Origin of the sequence: Luteimicrobium subarcticum (assembly GCF_002798015.1) — a bacterium.
Lineage (GTDB): Bacteria > Actinomycetota > Actinomycetes > Actinomycetales > Cellulomonadaceae > Luteimicrobium > Luteimicrobium subarcticum.
Genome location: NZ_PGTZ01000009.1, coordinates 152,410 through 170,321 on the forward strand (window position 1 = coordinate 152,410; position 17,912 = coordinate 170,321).

The 17,912-nt window shown below is 71.7% G+C and carries 18 protein-coding genes and 1 pseudogene; 7 read left to right on the top strand and 12 right to left on the bottom strand.

Annotated features, from left to right (window positions below; all coding sequences use genetic code 11):
- Positions 1 to 33: 33 nt before the first annotated feature.
- The 5 genes from CLV34_RS11325 to CLV34_RS11345 all read right to left on the bottom strand — a co-directional run bounded on the left by CLV34_RS11325 (position 34) and on the right by CLV34_RS11345 (position 4,862).
- Positions 34 to 2,136: a hypothetical protein gene (locus CLV34_RS11325; protein WP_100350422.1), complete on the bottom strand. Its 2,103-nt coding sequence runs from the start codon at positions 2,134 to 2,136 to the stop codon at positions 34 to 36.
- Positions 2,133 to 2,789: an ABC transporter ATP-binding protein gene (locus CLV34_RS11330; RefSeq protein WP_157803817.1), complete on the bottom strand. Its 657-nt coding sequence runs from the start codon at positions 2,787 to 2,789 to the stop codon at positions 2,133 to 2,135. Before CLV34_RS11330 ends, CLV34_RS11325 begins: the two co-directional genes overlap by 4 nt.
- Complete coding sequence (locus tag CLV34_RS11335) at positions 2,786 to 3,148, bottom strand: hypothetical protein (protein WP_100350424.1); 363 nt, start codon at positions 3,146 to 3,148, stop codon at positions 2,786 to 2,788. The genes CLV34_RS11330 and CLV34_RS11335 overlap by 4 nt, the downstream gene beginning before the upstream one ends.
- 130 nt (positions 3,149 to 3,278) lie before the next feature.
- Positions 3,279 to 3,812, bottom strand: a complete 534-nt coding sequence (locus CLV34_RS11340; protein ID WP_100350425.1) for a low molecular weight protein-tyrosine-phosphatase — start codon at positions 3,810 to 3,812, stop codon at positions 3,279 to 3,281.
- Between the two features lie 357 nt (positions 3,813 to 4,169).
- The gene (locus tag CLV34_RS11345; protein ID WP_100350426.1) at positions 4,170 to 4,862 is read right to left on the bottom strand and encodes a TetR/AcrR family transcriptional regulator; all 693 of its coding nucleotides are present in this window, start codon (positions 4,860 to 4,862) and stop codon (positions 4,170 to 4,172) included.
- A gap of 119 nt (positions 4,863 to 4,981) precedes the next feature.
- Here CLV34_RS11345 and CLV34_RS11350 point away from each other — a divergent pair, with 119 nt between their 5' ends.
- Both CLV34_RS11350 and trpS read left to right on the top strand, forming a co-directional pair.
- Positions 4,982 to 5,908 carry an NAD-dependent epimerase/dehydratase family protein gene (locus CLV34_RS11350; RefSeq protein WP_100350427.1) on the top strand — a complete coding sequence of 309 codons (927 nt, stop codon included), beginning with the start codon at positions 4,982 to 4,984 and terminating at the stop codon, positions 5,906 to 5,908.
- 24 nt (positions 5,909 to 5,932) lie between these two features.
- Positions 5,933 to 7,018: a tryptophan--tRNA ligase gene (gene trpS / locus CLV34_RS11355; RefSeq protein ID WP_100350428.1), complete on the top strand. Its 1,086-nt coding sequence runs from the start codon at positions 5,933 to 5,935 to the stop codon at positions 7,016 to 7,018.
- Here the strand turns inward: trpS and CLV34_RS11360 are convergent.
- The 5 genes from CLV34_RS11360 to CLV34_RS11380 are packed head-to-tail and all read right to left on the bottom strand — an operon-like array spanning position 7,012 to position 10,374.
- The gene (locus CLV34_RS11360; RefSeq protein ID WP_100350429.1) at positions 7,012 to 7,722 is read right to left on the bottom strand and encodes a hypothetical protein; all 711 of its coding nucleotides are present in this window, start codon (positions 7,720 to 7,722) and stop codon (positions 7,012 to 7,014) included. The genes trpS and CLV34_RS11360 overlap by 7 nt on opposite strands.
- A 6-nt stretch (positions 7,723 to 7,728) precedes the next feature.
- The gene (locus CLV34_RS11365) at positions 7,729 to 8,190 is read right to left on the bottom strand and encodes a hypothetical protein (protein ID WP_100350430.1); all 462 of its coding nucleotides are present in this window, start codon (positions 8,188 to 8,190) and stop codon (positions 7,729 to 7,731) included.
- Positions 8,187 to 8,906: a uracil-DNA glycosylase gene (locus CLV34_RS11370; RefSeq protein ID WP_100350431.1), complete on the bottom strand. Its 720-nt coding sequence runs from the start codon at positions 8,904 to 8,906 to the stop codon at positions 8,187 to 8,189. The genes CLV34_RS11365 and CLV34_RS11370 overlap by 4 nt, the downstream gene beginning before the upstream one ends.
- 9 nt (positions 8,907 to 8,915) lie before the next feature.
- The gene (locus CLV34_RS11375) at positions 8,916 to 9,359 is read right to left on the bottom strand and encodes an A1S_2505 family phage non-structural protein (RefSeq protein ID WP_100350432.1); all 444 of its coding nucleotides are present in this window, start codon (positions 9,357 to 9,359) and stop codon (positions 8,916 to 8,918) included.
- Between the two features lie 40 nt (positions 9,360 to 9,399).
- The gene (locus CLV34_RS11380) at positions 9,400 to 10,374 is read right to left on the bottom strand and encodes a GGDEF domain-containing protein (RefSeq protein ID WP_157803818.1); all 975 of its coding nucleotides are present in this window, start codon (positions 10,372 to 10,374) and stop codon (positions 9,400 to 9,402) included.
- 179 nt (positions 10,375 to 10,553) lie between these two features.
- Here CLV34_RS11380 and CLV34_RS11385 point away from each other — a divergent pair, with 179 nt between their 5' ends.
- A complete protein-coding gene (locus CLV34_RS11385; RefSeq protein ID WP_100350434.1) occupies positions 10,554 to 13,652 on the top strand; it encodes a DUF7927 domain-containing protein in 3,099 nt (1,032 codons plus the stop codon).
- Positions 13,653 to 14,147: 495 nt separating this feature from the next.
- Here CLV34_RS11385 and CLV34_RS11390 read toward each other — a convergent pair.
- A pseudogene (locus CLV34_RS11390) lies at positions 14,148 to 14,273 on the bottom strand (sigma factor-like helix-turn-helix DNA-binding protein); the annotation flags it as partial.
- 55 nt (positions 14,274 to 14,328) lie between these two features.
- On the bottom strand, positions 14,329 to 14,520 hold the full coding sequence (locus tag CLV34_RS16420; protein ID WP_157803819.1) for a hypothetical protein: 192 nt from the start codon (positions 14,518 to 14,520) through the stop codon (positions 14,329 to 14,331).
- A 290-nt stretch (positions 14,521 to 14,810) separates the two neighbouring features.
- On the opposite strand from CLV34_RS16420, the gene CLV34_RS11400 reads away from it, so the two are divergent.
- The 4 genes from CLV34_RS11400 to CLV34_RS11415 all read left to right on the top strand — a co-directional run bounded on the left by CLV34_RS11400 (position 14,811) and on the right by CLV34_RS11415 (position 17,905).
- Positions 14,811 to 15,032 carry a hypothetical protein gene (locus CLV34_RS11400; RefSeq protein WP_100350436.1) on the top strand — a complete coding sequence of 74 codons (222 nt, stop codon included), beginning with the start codon at positions 14,811 to 14,813 and terminating at the stop codon, positions 15,030 to 15,032.
- A 322-nt stretch (positions 15,033 to 15,354) separates the two neighbouring features.
- Positions 15,355 to 15,627 (top strand): hypothetical protein, encoded by a 273-nt coding sequence (locus tag CLV34_RS11405; protein WP_100350437.1) that lies wholly within the window; start codon positions 15,355 to 15,357, stop codon positions 15,625 to 15,627.
- Entirely contained in the window at positions 15,627 to 15,983 is a 357-nt protein-coding gene (locus CLV34_RS11410; RefSeq protein WP_100350438.1) for a ribbon-helix-helix protein, CopG family, read from the top strand. The genes CLV34_RS11405 and CLV34_RS11410 overlap by 1 nt, the downstream gene beginning before the upstream one ends.
- A 497-nt stretch (positions 15,984 to 16,480) precedes the next feature.
- Complete coding sequence (locus CLV34_RS11415) at positions 16,481 to 17,905, top strand: hypothetical protein (RefSeq protein ID WP_157803820.1); 1,425 nt, start codon at positions 16,481 to 16,483, stop codon at positions 17,903 to 17,905.
- The last annotated feature ends 7 nt before the right edge of the window (positions 17,906 to 17,912 follow it).

Genomic DNA, 17,912 nt, shown 5'->3' on the forward strand with positions numbered 1-17,912 from the left:
GTGCGGGCAAGCGACATGCGGGAGGCCGATCCCTCAGGCGAGCGCTCGAGCGCCGGCGACGAGACGGCGCTTCTGCTCCACGCCCACGAGCAGCGCAAAGAGGACCGACACCACCGTCACAACCACGGCCTCCACCAGGATCTGGCCTGTCGCCGACGCTGCCAGGTCGACGTCGCTCGACGCCCAGGTGAACAGGAGCGCTCCGGCTCCCGCGGCCGGGACAGCAACCACCAGAGGCACGAGCAGCGCGGCGCGTTGGACGGCGAGAACCTGGCGCAGCTCCACTCCGACGCCGAGGAGCCGGAAGTCTTCCCCGACGACTGCGAGCGACCTGTTTCCGAAGCTGTGGAGCGCGCAGAGAAGCAGGAACGTCGCTGCGACGATCGCGCCTCCACCGAGCCAGTTCGCCGTCAGCGGCGGCGCGATCGGCTCCGGTCCCAGCCGGCTCAGGTTGGCCGCCGGGAGGAAGTTCACCACCTTGGTCACGTCCTCGACGGTCCGGTCGCTACGAGTGACGACGATGGTGTCGACCACGTACGACGACGCCGCGTCCTGCGCGGGGGCCTTCCCGATCCGCGCTTGGACCCCCAGAAGCTCGCCAGCGCGTTCGAGCGCTGCGTCCTTTCCGCCGGCGTCCGTGCACGCCGAGAGACCGGCCGCGCGGGCCGCGTCGTCACACGTGGCGAACCACGCCACCTGGCTGCCGCCATGGTCGACGATCTGGGCCGCGGTTCCGTCGATCTCTGCCAGCCGGTCGTTCAGCATAGCGAGGTCGCCAGGCCGCGGATCCCGCCAGTCGAAGCTGTACACCGGTGGCCCGAGCTCGTCCTGCGGCGCCACCATGAGCACGTAGAGACCCGTCGCGCTCCCGAGGGTGAAGACGAGGACTGCGACGGCCACAGCTGGGCGCGCCAGCGCCACGGGTGCATGCACGAGACGTCGCCCTGCGAGCCAACCAGCGCTCGACCCCCCGCGTGACACCGCGGCGCCCAATCGTGCGACCAACCACGGCAGCGCCAGCGGCAGCGACACCGTCATGACGAGGAGACACCCGAGCAGTACAGGTACTCCTTGTCGTCCCATCACCTTGCCGGCGACCATCCCGACTACGCTGACGAGGAGCGGCAGGACTCCCCACGCCGACACCCGCCGGCGAGCCTTCGCCGCGCGTGGCCCCGCGACACGGATCGTGGACGCCCCGAGCACCGTCCCCATGGCGACCGCGAGCAGGGCCACCGAGAGTGCGACCGTCCACGGGACCGCCAACGCCCGGTCGACCACGACGATCCCGGTCAGCGGGATGGTGGTCGTCCGACCGCCGCCGATCCACCAGAGTGCGCCTCCGACAACCGATCCGACCGCGACAAGGCTGCCGGCCTCGACGGCTCCCACACCCCGCACCTGCGCCGGACTCAGCCCGATGGCGTGCAGCGACTGCGACCGCCGATCGCGCAGGCCGGAGAGCGCGACAGAACAGGACAGCAGGAACATCAGCGCGGGGATGACGACGAGCCAGACCATCGAGTAAGCGGCCACGGTGGACGACGGCATCGCAGAATCGTTCGCAGGGCTGAGGCCCGCGTCGGAGCTCGGGACACCGAAGGACGCGACGTCTACGAGCGAGCCGCCCGACGCCAGCGTGTGCGAGGCGTCAGGTGCCGCATAGACCAGTTGCTCCGACCGGGCTCGGAGACCTTCGTCGCCGATGGTCCCACCCGCCCCGGACCCGGCATCCGAGAGCGTCATGCCGAGTCCCGCGGCCGCACCCGAGCGTAGGACCGCCGGCGAGACGACGAACGTGCCAGGGTCCGGAAGCCGGTCGAGACCGGGAGGGACTGGCGCGTCCGGCCCGGAGGCATAGAGCCAGACGACGGGAATCTGTCGTTTGTCCCAGAACTCGGCGCGTTGAACCATCTGAAGGTCCGTCTGAGCGGAGTCCTCGGCGACGACGACCGACCGCGCGAGCTCACGATGCTCTGCCTGGACCGCGGCATGCACGAAGGACCAGGCGAAGGTCAGTGCAAGAGTCGTCAGCAGTCCGGCGACGACGAGGCTGACCTGCCTCCAGCGATGCGCCGCCTCTCGCACGAGCGCGAGTCGGACCCCGAGACGAAAGGCGGTGGCGACCGCTGTCATGCGACGGCCGCGTCGGCATGCCGAAGGTCAAGCACGCGATCGCACATTCCCGCCAGCTCGATGTCGTGGGTTGCGATCACGGTCGCGGTGTTCTCGCGCCGCCCGTGGTCGATGAGGAGACGGGCGATCGCGACGGCGTTGTCACGGTCCAGCGACGCCGTCGGCTCGTCGGCGACAAGGGTCCGACCTTGGATCGCGAGAGCTCGTGCGATCGCGACCCGCTGCGCCTCTCCTCGTGAGTACGTCGCCGGGCGAAGGCCTCGTAGGTGCGACGTCCCGACCCGGTCGAGGTACACGTCGGAGTGCGCCAATGCGTCGCGGCGTGCCCGTCCTGAGAAGAGCAGGGGAAGGGCGACGTTCTCAGCCGCAGTGAGCTCGTCCAGCAGCTCGGGGTCCTGGAACACCACGCCGAGGTGCTCGCGACGGAAGCGGGCCCTGTCTGCCACCGAGAGGGACGAGACGGTCGTCCCATCGATCCTCACACGGCCCGAAGTCGGAGTGGTCATCCCCATGAGGCAACGCAGCAGCGTCGTCTTCCCCGAGCCGGACGGGCCGACCACCGCGACGGCCTCGCCGTCCTCCACCCGCAGGCTCGTGGGCCTGAGCAGCGTGACGCTGCCCAGACCCACGAACACATCGACTGCGTCGATCACGACGGGTACTTCCATGGGCCGAACTGGTCGGTCGTGACGGGCCACTCTTCGACGGCGCGGTGCTTGTACACGTGGCTCGAATAGTCTCCAGACGCCTCGCACGCGTTGTTGGCTCCGTTGCCGTCCCTTACCTGCTGCGTGGAGCCGCTCGATGTCGTGAGGTAGTCGGCGTGGACACCGTGAGCGTCCGACTCTTCGTCACACGCTGTGACGCCGTAGTCCCCGGAGATCTTCCAGTCGACGGAGTAGTTGTCACCTGTGTAGGAACGGAGCCCGATCGACGCTGTCGCGCCGCTGCAGCTTGCGACCAGGATGCCCGCAACGGCGGCCGACGCGAGCCCGAACTTGAGAAGCTTCACTGCTTCCCCTTTCAGTGCGATGTGCCCCCCCCTTGGAGCACGACATGAGAACGCTCCCATGCGTTCCAAAACAGGTCAATAGCCCCAAGCGAATTGGTTGCCCCATACACATCCTTGGAACTCATCGGGCTCAGCGCTCGAGCTCGGACCGGACGAACGCCACCACGCCGTCCGCGGCAGCCTCGACCTGTCCGAGGCACGCCTCGAAGTCCTCCCGATCTCCGTACCAGGGGTCGTCGATGTCCAGCCGATACGCCTCGGCGCCGTCGTCGTCGACCGCCGGCGCCGCCGGGTCGAACGTCCGGTACATGCGGACGGGCGCGTCCGGGGCGAGGCGCCGCAGCGCCCGCGCGTGCTGCTCGGTCATCGGCAGGACGAGGTCGCGCTGGTCGAGGTCTGCCGGGCGGACGCGTCGTGCGCGGTGCGCCCCGGCGGGGCCGGCGAGCTCCCGCAGGTCGTACCCGTGCGCCTCGAGGACGGCCCGGGCGCGGCGGTCCATGGGGTTGCCCTGCTCCTCGCCGCTGATCCCGGTCGAGTCGACGACGACCTGGTCGCCCAGCCCGGCCGCCTCGAACCGGTCACGCAGCACGAGCTCCGCCATCGGGGACCGGCAGATGTTCCCGGTGCAGACGGTCATGACGCGGTACGGGGTGCGGTCGCTCATGGGCCCATCCTGCCGCCGCTCCTGCCCTCGCTGTCGGCCGCGAGCGAAAACCCGTTGGCAGGGTCGGATGCCGGGCGTAGCGTCGTCGGCACATGGGAAAGGAGGTGATCCGACCAGTGAAGACTCTTCGGACGCATGAGGTGATGGCGCGCTAGCTCGCGCTGTCCGTCAGGGACGGGCTGGCGCAATCCACGCCACCACCGGGCCCGTGGGCTCGCGGAGTCGTCCACCGCGAACGACGGTCACCGTCCGCCACATGTCGGCGGACCGTCACCCCTCGGGTGTCTCAAGGCAGCGCCCGGCTCCTCGGAGCCGGGCGCTGTTGCGTTGCCGCGACTGCCGCGTCCCGGGCGCGCGTCAGATGATCCCCGCGGCGTCGGCGAGCCGCTCGACGAGGACGTCGAAGAACGCACCCCGGTCGGTGAGCGTGTCGGGCCCCCACTGGTCGAACACGTCGAACGACACGACCCCGTACATCCCCGCCCAGAGCGTCATGCCGCCCGCGAGCGCCGCGGGGGACATCTCGAGCCCGAACTCTCCGCGCACCCGTTCGAGGTCGCCCTCGACGACGGACGACAGCGGCGCCACGTCCGGGACCCGCACGCGTCCGGCGGCCCAGGCGTCCTCCATGATCTGGACGAGCACGCGGACGACGCGCAGCCCGGGCGGCGTGGTCCGTTCGGCGGGCGCGGCGTACCCGGGCACGGGCGTGCCGTACAGGAGGGCGTAGCGGGCCTTCTCGCGGACGGCCCACTCGCGGACGGCGCGGGCGCTGACGAGGACGCGTCCGCGGGGGTCGTCGGCGGGCGCGGCGGCGAGGGCGTCCTCGACGGCGTCGCCGAGCTCGTCGTAGGCGTCGACGATGAGCAGGGTGAGGAGCTCGTCGCGGCTGGCGACGTACCGGTAGACGGCGGACGACACGACCCCGAGCTCGCGGGCGACGGCGCGCAGGGAGAGCTGGGCGGGTCCGACCTCGGCGAGCTGTTCGCGGCCGATGCGGAGGATCTCGCGCTGGGTGTGTTCGCGGGCGACCTGTCGGGGCGTGGGCACGGTCCGATCGTCTCTCGTGCGTGCACCAGACACAAATGTGAGCACTGCTCTTGCTTTCGCTGTCGAGGTGCGCCATGCTCATTCCGAGAGCACCGCTCACACTTCGAAGGGGAACCATCATGAGCATCGTCATCACCGGCGCCGGGCCCATCGGCTCGAGCCTCGCCCGCACCTACGCCGAGCAGGGCACCCCCGTCCGCGTCCTGACGCGGTCCGGCTCCGGGCCCGACCACCCGCTCGTCGAACGCCGCCGCGTCGACGTCAACGACCTGCCCGCTCTCGCCGACGCCACCCGCGACGCCGACGTCGTCCACCACTGCATCCACGCCTCGCGCTACGACGCCGACGTCTGGGCGCGCGAGCTCCCCGCGGCCGAGCAGCGCATCCTGGCCGTCGCGGCGAGCGCCGGCGCCACCGTCGTCTTCCCCGAGAGCCTCTACGCGTTCGACACCACGCGCGTCGTCACCGAGGACACCCCGCACGACGCGACCGGCGGCAAGCCGGGCGTCCGCGCCGCGCTGCTGGCTGCGCGCGCCGCAGCCGAGGCGCCCACCGTCAGCGTCGTCGCGTCCGACTACTTCGGCCCCGGCGCCGGCGGGAACGCGCACGCCGGCGACCGCATGCTCAAGACCGCCACGGCGGGCCGCACCACCCGGACGTTCACCCCGGTCGACCAGCCGCACAGCTGGACGTACCTGCCCGACCTCGCGGCCGCCATGATCGCGGCCGCCGCCCTGCCGACGGAGAGCGACCGCGTCCTGCTCGCCCCGACCAGCGCACCCGTCACCCCGCGCGAGCTCGTCACCGCCTACGCCCGCGCCGCCGGCCACGACGCGCCGCGCGTCTCCCCCGTCCCCCTGTGGCTGCTCCGGACGCTGGGGCTGGCCGTCAAGGACGTCCGCGGCATCGTGGAGATGCGGTACCTGTTCGCCGAGCCGCAGGTCATGGACTCGTCGAAGAGCGAGGCGGAGCTCGGGCTCGCTCCCACCCCGTGGGACGAGGCCGTCGAGGCGACGGTCCGGGCGTACCTCGCGAGCCAGCGCTGAGCCCCGCCGCGCTAGTCTCGACGCGTGCCTACCGAATCCTCGTCCGAGCCCACCACGACCTCCGACACGTTCGCGGAGTCGTGGCGCCGGACGCAGGCGCTGCGCTCCGACCTGGACGCCCACCCGGAGCGCTACCGGGTGCTCACGGGCGACCGTCCGACGGGCGCCCTGCACCTCGGTCACTACTTCGGGACGATCGCGTCGCGCGCCGAGCTGCAGGACCAGGGCGTCGAGACCTGGGTGCTGGTCGCCGACTACCAGGTCATCACCGACCGTGACACGACGGCGAACATCCAGGAGAACGTGCGCGGGCTCGTCCTCGACTACGTCGCGGCAGGGATCGACCCCGAGAAGTCGGTGATCTTCACGCACTCGGCCGTCCCCGCGCTCAACCAGCTGCTGCTGCCGTTCCTCTCGCTCGTCACCGAGGCGGAGCTGCGCCGCAACCCGACCGTGAAGTCGGAGCTCGCCGCGTCCGGACGCGCGCTGTCCGGCCTGCTCCTCACCTACCCGGTGCACCAGGCCGCCGACATCCTGTTCTGCAAGGGCAACCTCGTGCCGGTCGGCAAGGACCAGCTCCCCCACATCGAGCAGACGCGCGTCGTCGCGCGGCGCTTCAACGAGCGCTACGCCCCGGAGAGCCCGGTGTTCCCGGAGCCGCAGGCGCTCCTGTCGGACAGCCCGGAGATCCCGGGCCTCGACGGCCGCAAGATGTCGAAGTCGTACGGCAACGCGATCGCGCTCGGCATGACGGCCGACGAGACCGCGAAGCTCATCCGCAAGGCCCCCACGGACGCAGACCGGAACATCACGTTCGACCCCGCGAACCGGCCCGGGGTGTCGGCGCTGCTCACGTCCGCGGCGCTGTGCTCGGGCCGGACGCCCGAGGACATCGCGGCCGAGATCGGCGACGGCGGCGGCGGCGCGCTCAAGGCGCTCGTCACCGAGGCCGTCAACGACCGCTTCGCGGCGCATCGCGCCCGGCGCGCCGAGCTCGCCGCCGACCCGTCGTTCGTGCACGACGTCCTCGCGGCCGGCAACGCACGCGCCAACGAGGTCGCCGAGCAGACGCTCAGCGAGGTCCGCGCGGCCATGGGGATGGTCTACTGACCGGGTCGGTCTCCCGACGCGGTCTCGACGACGGTCGTCACGAGCCGGGTCACCGCCGGTGACCGCGGCGCCGAGCCGAAGCCGAACCGCACCGGCGGGTCCACGGGTGCGACGGCGCCCAGGCCGACGCCCTCCCAGGACGTCCGCGCCGTGACCAGCGCGTGCACGTCCGACGCGCCGTAGCACTCGACGCGGCCGCTGCCCGCCGACCCGCGCGTCCGGACGCCGCGCAGCACGAGCCGGGCGACGGCGTCCGTGACGACGGTGAACCGCGCCGACTGGCTCAGGCGCGACGGCACGCAGCGCACCGTCCAGCCCGCCGCGCTCCGTCGGCCGACCTCGAGCTCGGCTGACAGCGGTCCGGCGTCGACCCGCCAACGCGCACCGGATCGGTCGGCATGCTCGCCAGGGTCGGCATGCTCGCCGGGGCCCGTCGCGGCCGACACGACACGGACCGGCACCACCCGCACCTCGTCGAACGTGTACGTCGACGCGACGAACGCGGCCACGGCGTCGCTCGGCGCGAGCAGCACCCGGTGACCGTCGGGGCGCTCGACCATGACGTCCGCGAACGCACCGAGTGGCGACGCGTCCCACCAGCCGACGACGCAGCGCGTCCCCTCGACGGTCCCCCACCCGGCGATCTGGCCGTCGAACCGCCACCGGGTGCCGGACGGACGGACGCGACCGACGCGAGAGAGCACCGCGACCTACCGCTGCGCCCCGCGGGGGCGCATGGTCAGCAGCGCGGCCATGCCCGTCGGCGGGGACGTGATCTGTGCGGGCTCGACGCCCAACCGCGCGCCCAGCACCTCGGCCTCCGCCGACGTGAGCCGCCCGGAGACCTCCCGGTCGTGCACCGCGCCGATCATGACGCGCTCGGCGTCGTACAGGACCACGCCGGTCCAGCCGGCGACGGCCGCCATCGCGTCCCAGGCGCCACCGGACGGCGGCCGCACCCGGACCTGCCGCCCCCACGGGAGGCGCCGCGTGGCCCGGACCGTCGCGAGGGCGGTGCGCACACCGTCCGGGGCGCCGGCGTCGGGCGCGAGGTCCACCTCGGCGTCCGCGACCTGGCTGCCGAGGAGCGTCAGAAGCGCCCCGAACCGCGCGTTCGCGGTCGCCGCGTCCGGCGCGGGCTCGCCCAGCGCGTAGAAGAACCGTTCGCTCACGGGAGCCTCCAGTCGACGGGGTCGCCGCCCTGCGCGACCAGCAGCTGGTTCACCTTCGTGAACGGCTTCGAGCCGAAGAACCCGCGGTAGGCCGACAGGGGTGACGGGTGGACGGTCGCGACGACGGGGACGTCCCCGAGCCGCGGCCGCAGGGACTGGGCGTCCTTGCCCCACAGGACCGCGACGAGCGGGCCGCCGCGGCGCACCAGCGCGTCGATCGCACAGTCGGTGACGTCCTCCCAGCCCTGGCCGCGGTGCGACCCGGGCGTCCCGGGCGCCACCGTGAGGACCCGGTTCAGCAGCATGACGCCCTGCTCGCACCAGGGCGTGAGGTCGCCCGTGGTGGGCTCCGAGGCGCCGACGTCGTCGCGCAGCTCGGTGAAGATGTTCCGCAGGCTCGCGGGGAACGGCCGCACGTGCGGCTGGACCGAGAACGACAGGCCCATCGGGTGCCCGGGGTTCGGGTACGGGTCCTGGCCGACAATCAGCACGCGCACCGCCTCGAAAGGATATGAGAACGCGCGCAGGACGTCACCGCCCGCGGGCTGGTACCCGCGCCCGGCCGCGTTCTCCGTGCGCAGGAAGTCGCCCATCCGCCGGATCGTCGGCTCGACGGGCGCGAGCTCTCGCGCCCAGCCCGGGTCGACGAGCCGGTCGAGCGGGACGGGCTCGGCCGTGGGCGGGGTCTGCGGTGCGGGCGCGGGCGTCGTCGTCACGGAACCACCCTAGGCTCCCGCCGGGCCGCCGCCGTCGATCCCGTTCGGGCCGTCGGACAGGCCGTGCGGCAGCGCGTCGAGCACCGCGAGGAACGCCGCGGGCAGGACGACGTTCTCCGGTGCGTCGACGAACAGGGGCGCCACGTCGTGGGCGGACCACCCCGCGATCCCCGTGCCGATCGGCGTCACGAGGAACGTGAGGTGCGGGTTCTCGTCAGCCGTCGCGACGAGCGCCTCCACGTCCCGAGCCATGACCTCGCGACCCGACATCGTGTCGACCGCGTACGACCGCCCCTGGAGCCCGTGGCCCTGCCCCCAGACCGCGCCGAACCGCTCGTAGGCGGTCCGGGCCGCGCCCGCGCCGTGCGAGCCCGCGTCGTTCGAACCGAACACGAAGATCTCGTCCGGGCCGAGCGACTCGATCCGGGCGGGGGTGGTGCGTTGTGCCGTCATCCGTCCACCGTAGGCACCGTGCGGCGCCGCAGCAGGATGGTCAGGACGCGCGGGCCAGGCCGCGTGCGGCGTGCGCCGCCGCGACCAGTCGGCGTTCGCCCTCCCGCACCAGCTCGTCGGGGTCCGCTCCGCCGGCCAACGACCACACCACGGACGTGTGCACCGTCGGCCACCAGCTCGGCTCGACCCCGTCCGGCGGCGTCAGCAGCTGGGAGATCAGGTGCCCGCGGAACCCCTCCGCGGACGCTGCCGCCCGGGCGTCGTCCATCGCGGGCAGGGTCCCCAGGACGGCGAACCGGTCGCCGTCCACGCGACCCGCCTCGCAGCCGCGCGGGAGCGCCGCACGGATCCGGTCGGCGATGCCCACGAGGACCGCGTCGCCCGCCGCGCCGCCGTACCGAGCGTTGATATCGGTCATGCCGCGGACGTCCAGCAGCACGACGACGACACGGCTCCCGCCGCTCCCCCGCGCCATCGAGCACCGGTGCGTCAGCCCGTGCCAGACCGCCGCCCGCGTCGCCATGCCCGTCAGGGGGTCGCGCGTGGACCGTTGCGCCAGCGCGGCGACGAGCGCCCGCATGACGTCCGCGGTCGCCGCGCAGGCCCACGACTCGCCCGCGACGAGGACGTCGTCGTAGCGCTGCTCGTCGGGGCGCGCCATCGCCCGGGTCGCGACCTCCGACACCGGCGTGGACGGCGACACCAGGAGGGGTGCCCAGTCGGCGACGGACGCCGTGGGCTTGCGGTCCAGGACCGCCCGCCCGTACCCGAGGCGACCCGTCAGCGCACTGGTGAGGCGGGCGCGCGTCACCACGCCGACGCGCGGGCTGCCGGCGTCGTCCCGGACGACGACGGACGACACACCCGGGTCGCGGAACACCACCTCGAGGTCACCGACAGGGAGCGCCGACCCGACCACGGCGACCGGTCGCGCGAGGTCGGCGACGACGCCCGCGAGGCTGCCGTTCCGCCCGGGGACGACGCGTCGGGCCATCTCACTGGTCTCGTCGTGCACCTGGGCAGTATGTCCGGGTCCACCCTCCCGGTGCGCTGATCGCACCGCAGGTCACGCGATGTTTTCGTACTGTTCGCCCGTTGGTCCGCGAGGACCACGAACGGCTCGACATGCGGTCTTCCGACGACGTGGAAGGGTGTGTGGCACGCAGAGGCGACGGAGCGAGGCAGGTGGATCGCATGGCGAGGTCGATCGGCGCACGAAGCAGGTCGTTCGGGCGGCGTGCCGTCGCGGCGGCCACCGCCGCCGTGACCGCTCTCGCGGGCGTCGTCACCGCGACCGTGCTCGAGACCGCCACCGCCCCGCAGGTCGCCGTCGCGGCCCCGGGGACGCCCGGTGTCCCGCAGGACCCGACCCAGCTGTTCAGCGAGGACTTCGAGGCAGCCGGGGACGGCACGAACACGCTGATCACCGACTACGTCGGCGACGACTCGAGCTACACCGCCGACCCGTTCTGGGCGGACCGTCCGGAGTGCAACGGGTTCGTGATCGACGCGACGAGCACGAAGGGGGACGACGACTGCTCGGAGGCCAGCCCCGAGGTCGAGACCCCGGTCGAGAGCTTCGACCACATGCAGGGCATGGCGCTCGGCCTCGGACAGCTCGAGGGACAGGCCGACCCCAGCACGAACGCCGCCCTGACGAGCTACACGGCCGACGCGACGACGCCGACAGGCGGCCTCGTCGTCCTCGAGTCGGACCCGCTGTTCACCGTGCCCGCGGCCGGCGGGGTGTTCCAGGTGACGGCGAACGCGGCCGCAGTGAACTGCGGCGCGTCGCAGGCCGAGCTCGCGATCTCGCTCGTCGACAGCCAGGGCAACGAGGTGACGGTCCCCAACACGGGCTTCGCCACGACCGTCTCGCCGTGCGCGGCGACCGACCCGACCACGGTCACCACCCCCGCGGGCGAGGACCTCTCGGTGTCACTCGTGACGTTCACCTCGGCCGACCTCACGGACCTGACGCCGGGCGAGACGTACTCGCTGCGCATCCGCAACGGGGTCGGGGCGAGCCAGGGCAACGACTTCGCGATCGACGACATCGCGATCCAGGAGGTCACGCCCCAGCTCGACAAGTCGTTCTCCCCGACCGTGACGCCGGTCGGCACCACGTCGACCCTCACGTTCACGATCACCAACACGTCGGACCTCGGCGCCAAGCCGGCCTACTCGTTCACCGACACGCTCCCCGACGGCCTCGTCGTGGCCGACCCCGCGAACGCCGTCGACGACTGCGGCCTCTTCTTCTGGGGTCCGACGCCGGGGTCGAGCACGCTCACGGTCGGGGGCCCCGGGCTCGCCGCGGGGTTCACGTCGTGCACGTTCAGCGTCGACGTGACGTCGGCCACCGCCGACGCCTACACCAACGGCCCCGACAACATCACCGACCTGATCGGCCTGCAGCCGCCCGCGGACGCGGACGTCGAGTTCACCGACGACACCCCCACCCCGGGCCTCGCGATCACGAAGACCGCCGACGCGACCTCCGTCGTCCCCGGCGGGACGGTCACCTACACGGTGACCGTGGAGAACACCGGTGGTGTCGACTACACGGACGACGCCCCGGCCACGTTCACGGACGACCTCACCGGCGTGCTCGACGACGCGTCGCTCGACGGCACCCCCACGGCCGACGCCGGCACCGTCGACACCAGTGCGCTCCCCGACCTGACGTGGTCCGGCCCGCTGGCCGTCGGTGACACCGCGACGATCACGTACGCCGTCGTCGTCGACGACCCGGACGACGGCGACCACGAGCTGACGAACGCGGTGACCGGACCCGACGAGTCGAGCTGCACGGACGGAGACGAGGACGGCTGCACCACCACGACCCCTGTCCGTGAGCTCTCGATCGTCAAGACGGCGACTCCCACGGACGCTCTCGTCCCGGGCGGCACCGTCGACTACACCGTCACCGTCACCAACACGGGCCAGTTCGCCTACACGGACGACGACCCCGCGTCGTTCGACGACGACCTCACCGACGTCCTCGACGACGCGACCTTCGACGGCACGGCCGACGCGTCGACCGGCACCGTGACCTACAGCGAGCCCACGCTCCACTGGGAGGGCGCGCTCGGCGTCGGCGACAGCGCGACCGTCACGTACGCCGTCGTCGTCGACGACCCCGACGACGGCGACGGCACGGCCGTGAACACCGTCACCGGTCCGCCGGAGTCGAGCTGCGTCACCGGCCTCGAGGACGGCTGCCGGGTCACGATCCCGGCGCGTGCCCTCGAGATCTCGAAGTCCGCGGACGTCGAGGACGCCGCTCCGGGCGACACCGTGACCTACACGCTCACGGTCGAGAACACCGGCGAGGTCGACTACACCGACGACCACCCGGCCGTGGTGACCGACGACCTGTCCGGCGTGGTCGACGACGCGACGTACTCCGACGACGCCACCGCCTCCGCAGGTGCCGTCGCCTACACCGCACCGACGCTCACGTGGACCGGACCGCTGGCCGTGGGCGACTCCGTGACCATCACCTACTCGGTGGTCGTGGACGACCCGCCCGCCGGCGACGACGTCCTCGTGAACGGCGCCTCCGGGCCGCCCGAGGCGCGCTGCGTGCCCGCGGACACGGCGTCGTGCGTCACACGCACCCCGATCCGTGAGTTCACGGTCTCGAAGGTCGCCGACCCCGCCGGGCAGGTGGCACCGGGAGACACCGTCACCTACACCGTGACCGTGACCAGCACCGGCACGGCCCCCTTCACGGACGACGACCCCGCGTCGTTCGACGACGACCTCAGCGGCGTCGTCGACGACGCGACGTTCGACGGCACCGCCGACGCGTCGACCGGCACCACGACCTACACCGAGCCCACGCTCCACTGGGAAGGACCGCTCGACGTCGGCGACTCCGCGACGGTCACGTACTCCGTCGTCGTCAGCGACCCCGACGACGGCGACGGCTCGCTCGCCAACGCCGTGACGCCGGGGTCGGCAGGGAGCTGCGCGTCCGACGACGCGTGCGGAACCGTGACGCCGGTCGTGGTGCCGACGCCCACCCCGACTCCCACACCGACCCCACGTCCCACGCCGACGCCCACGCCCACGCCCACGCCCACGTCATCGACCGCGGCGCCCACACCCACCGCCACCACGGCTGCGCCCACGCCGACCGCTGCGCCCACGACAGTGCCCACGTCGGAGGGCGGGAACCTCGCAGTGACGGGCGCCGACCTCCGGTGGCCCGTCGTGGCCGGGATCCTCCTCCTGGTCGTGGGCGCGCTGCTGCTCGGCATCAGCCGTCGCCGCCGCAACGAGTGACCTAGCCGCGACGAGGGACCGCCCGGCGACGCGTCCTTCGTGACGCGGAGCACCCACGCCTCGGGACGCCGAGCGCACCCCTGGGGACCGATCGGCCCGAGCCGCACTCTCGTCGTGGTTCGCCGCGCGAAGATCCGCGGGACGACGGGGCTGTGGTGCGCCGCGTCACGAAGCCGCGTCACGAACCGGGTCGGACCCGCGTCGGCGCCTCAGCCACAGACGACGGGACCCCGGCCGGATGGACCGGTCGGGGTCCCGACAAAGCGAGAAGGCCTCCCCGGGGGGAGGCCTTCTCTTCTGTGTGGGTGGTTTCCGAATCCGTGTGACCTGCAGCTGCACGACCTTTCGCCGGACTCCAGGCACACCCTGACGGCCCCTCCAGGCACCCACCCCGTTCGCCACGAGACGTAGACGGGGACGGTGACGGTGACGAAGCTGATCGATCAGCGCCCCACGGCACCAGACGCTGGGTGTCACCTATACGTGCAGCAGTCCCTCCCTGGCCAACGCGCGCCGCACCGCGTTCCTTGAGACACCCAGCCGACGCGCGATCGCCTTGATCGCCATCCCCTCGACCCGGCTCAGCCGACGGATCTCCGCCCAGTCCTCCACGGTCATCACCCTCCCCAGCGTGGCCGAAGGGGTCCATTTTCAGCCGTCGCTCAGGGGTCAGTTTTCACGCGTCGTTGACAAACCGGCAGGCGGTCGACCGCGCGGACGTGGTGGTGGCTTTCTTCGACACCCGTCTTGGCACGCCCACCGCTGCCGCGGTGTCCGGTACCGCCGAGGAGATCGAGCGTGCCGTCGCCGCAGGCACGCCTGTCCACGTGTACTTCTCGGACGAGCCGATCGAGCGCGACGGGTTCATGTCGACCAGTTCAAGGCACTGCAGGCGTTCAGGAGCTCACTGGAGCCGCGCGGGCTGCTCGGGCGGTACAGCGGCCCGGAGGATCTCGCCTCGCAGGTGCGCGCCGCGATCGAGCACGACGTCGCTGAGCAAGGGTGGGGGGCGACGTCGAGCGAGAGGGTCGTCCCGGCGGCCGCCGGGGCGGTGCTGCGTGCGTGGCACGAGCATCGCCGCGAGCGGACCGGCACCGACCGGCGCGGCAGGGACAAGTATCGGATCAGGGCGAATCAGATCCACTCAACGACGGCGACGTGACGGCCGAGAACGTCCACATCGACCTCATGGGCCTCAATGGCGCACAGTGCCTCTTCGACGGTCCGGACTCTGCATTCGACCTTGGGCCGCGGTCTGAACGCACCTGGAGCCTGATCCCGGTTCGTCGCGGCGACGTCGAAGTCCGGCTGTCCTGGACGGAGGAGGGGGAGGCCCGGCACGCGCAGCTCACGTTCCCGATTCCGGGATCGCCTGGCTGAGGATTCTCGCTTCGCGGCGAGGTCACTGCGGTGGCTCGAGTGACACCTTCCTGAGACATCAGGTTCTCGACGGAAGGAATGTCATGACGCGATCAGGCTGCTCGTGCGGGTGCCGACGTAGGGGTGCGGGAGGGGCGATCTCGATCGCCCGTGCGTGGGTTCAGGTCATGCTGCCTGCTCTGCCGACACTCGCGTGGGTGCTTGTCACCCTCGTCGAGACACCCCGGTGAGGATTGACGGCGGGGGATCCGATACGGCGTCGTCTCCAGTCTCCGCCAATTTTGTACTACACAAACAGCGCTTTCTGTAGTACGATACTGTTATGGCAATCAGGTGGACCAACAGCGCAAGCAAGCACGGCATCACCCGTGACGAGACGCTGTACGCCATGCAGAACCCGGTCCACGTCGAGCCCGAGTTCGACGAGTCCCGAGAAGGCACCGGCGAGCGCGCCGACCTGTTCATCGGTCCGCGACGACTCGGCGGCGAGTTGCTGGAGGTGATGGCACACCGTCGGGCACCCCGCGACCTCGTCGTGTTCCACGCGATGCCGCTCCGGCGCAAGTTCATGTGGATGATCCAAGAGGAGGAGTGATGACCAACGAGACCACCGGGCACGGCCCGGACTACGAGGCATGGGCCGCGCAGATCGAAACCGACCAGCGGCCCGCCCGGCCCAGCAGCAAGGCCCTTCGCGGCGACGCGGCACGCGCGTACGCTCGCGACCTGCTCGCGGACGTCGCGGAGACACCCGACGAGATCACCGCGGTCGAGCGCACGGCGGGCCGCCCGTCGCTCGACACGAGCCCCGGCCCGTCGCCGATGTGGAAGCTGCGCGCTCCGAAGGACCTCGACACCCAGGTGCGGGCGCTCGCGGCTGCGCAGGGTCGCTCGGTTTCCGAGGTGCTGCGTGAGGCTGCGAGCGAGTACCTCGCGCGCCACGCCAGCTGAGGGCAGCACCAGGATCGAGCTCGCCCGGCTCCCACCGTGGTTGCGGTGGGTAGCCTCGTCGTGTGACTAACCTTGCCGCTCTCGCTGCCGAGCTCGACGTGTCCCGCAGTGCTGTGGGTGGGTTGTGCCGCCGCCTGGGCTGGGTGCGCGGGGGCCGGGCGTGGGATCTGTCTGTGGACCAGCAGGCGACGGTGCGAGCGCACTTTGCTGGTCGGTCCCGGGAGGCGTCGACGACGTGCCGGGTCGACGGGTGCGAGCGGGCTACTCACGTGCGCGGGTACTGCCGGCCGCACTATCGCCGCCTGCAGCGGCATGGGGATCCGTGCGCGAACGTGCCGGGCGGCGCGGAGCTGAACCGGGCGAAGACGCACTGCCCTGCCGGTCACGCGTACACGCCGGAGAACACGGCGGTGGTGTCGGGACGGCGGCGGTGTCAGCGGTGCCGAACCGAGCGGCGAGCCGCCAAGGCTGCGGGGGCACGCGCGTAGCAGCGGGTGGTGTCGTTCCTGTTCAGAGGCGTGATCGGGTCGTTCCTGCTGTTATCTTCGCTCCACCTTTTCGGCACCAGGGACTGGAGTTTCGTGACCAAGATCGGCCTACGCAGGCTTGCGACCACCGCAGTGATCGGCCTCGCGTCGACGCTGTTGGCCGGCGGCGCGGCTCAGGCGAGCACGCCCACCCCGCACATCACCGGTCAGCCGACCAGCGTCGTGGTCAAGTCCGGTGCCCAAGCCACGTTCCGCGTCGCGGCGACCGGGTCGTCGCTGCACTACCAGTGGCAGTGGCGCTCTCCCGGGTCTTCGACCTGGCACTCGATCCGTGGCGCCACGCGCAGCTCTCGGACCATGACGGCCACCTCGGGCATGGACCGCAGGGTCTTCCGGGTCGTGGTGCGGAACGCCCACGGGCATGCGACGTCTCGTTCTGCGGTGCTCGGCGTCGCCCTCGCGCCCAAGGGCTACGACCAGTTCGTCGGGCAGGCCCACACGGATCCTGCGGTGAAGGCAGGCACCGCGATGAAGGCGCAGGCCGTCGCGACCGGCCGGTACCTGACCTACCGGTGGTACGCGAAGGCACCCGGGTCGACCTTCAAGGCGATTGCGGCAGCGACCCGCTCAACGTATTCGTTCGTCGCTACGAGTACGCGCTCTGGGTACCAGTACCGCGCCGTTGTCACGAACAAGGCCGGGAGCCGGACGTTGCCGACGCTGAGCCTGACCGTGTTGTCGGTCCCGAAGATCACCACCCAGCCCGCCAGCCAGGTCGCCGTCTACTCCGCGACCCACCAGCGGGTCGTCGCGACCGGCGGAGCTCTCTCGTACCGGTGGCAGCGCAGCCTCGACCTGAAGGTGTGGACCGACCTGTGGCCGGGCACCGACGACCGCGCGGATGCCACGCTGACGGCCACCGACACCAAGAGCAACGGCATCGAGTACTTCCGGGTGCTCGTCACCAACGCGGTGGGCCACGCCGTCAGCAGCACCATTGAGGTCGATCACTTCGGCGGGCACCGCGCCGGACAAGTCGTGGCCGGCTCCGCGGTCGATCGGTCCGGCAAGGCGGTCACCGTCGCGAGCATCGACAACTCGTGGGGCCTCATTCTCGGATCGACGACCACCACGGCGGACGTCGCCGATGCCACCGTATGGTCGGCGTCCGCTCAGATCCGAGTGTGCTCTCTCGCTGCGGGAGAGCCGGTGACGTACGGCCTCACGCACATCGACATGGCGCCGTCCTCCTACGCGACGATCACCCCTACTACCGAGAGCAGCGCGCCGAGCCTGGGTCAGTGCGCGTCGACGACGCTCGCGGGCATCTCCCAGAGCCAGGCCACGTGGACCGAGCCGTCCGGGCTCGAGTGGTGGTTCAAGCTGCCCATCGCGGGAGGTATCACTGCCCACGGAGGCATCGCGGTGCAGTAGATCCGAC

Bases quoted from the DNA above. Each gene is read 5' to 3' on its own strand.
- CLV34_RS11350 (WP_100350427.1), top strand. From the start codon at position 4,982: ATGAGCATCGTCATCACCGGCGCCGGGCCCATCGGCTCGAGCCTCGCC.
- CLV34_RS11325 (WP_100350422.1), bottom strand. From the start codon at position 2,136: ATGACAGCGGTCGCCACCGCCTTTCGTCTCGGGGTCCGACTCGCGCTC.
- CLV34_RS16420 (WP_157803819.1), bottom strand. From the start codon at position 14,520: ATGAACCCGTCGCGCTCGATCGGCTCGTCCGAGAAGTACACGTGGACA.
- CLV34_RS11410 (WP_100350438.1), top strand. From the start codon at position 15,627: ATGACCAACGAGACCACCGGGCACGGCCCGGACTACGAGGCATGGGCC.
- CLV34_RS11385 (WP_100350434.1), top strand. From the start codon at position 10,554: ATGGCGAGGTCGATCGGCGCACGAAGCAGGTCGTTCGGGCGGCGTGCC.
- CLV34_RS11405 (WP_100350437.1), top strand. From the start codon at position 15,355: ATGGCAATCAGGTGGACCAACAGCGCAAGCAAGCACGGCATCACCCGT.
- CLV34_RS11340 (WP_100350425.1), bottom strand. From the start codon at position 3,812: ATGAGCGACCGCACCCCGTACCGCGTCATGACCGTCTGCACCGGGAAC.
- CLV34_RS11375 (WP_100350432.1), bottom strand. From the start codon at position 9,359: ATGACGGCACAACGCACCACCCCCGCCCGGATCGAGTCGCTCGGCCCG.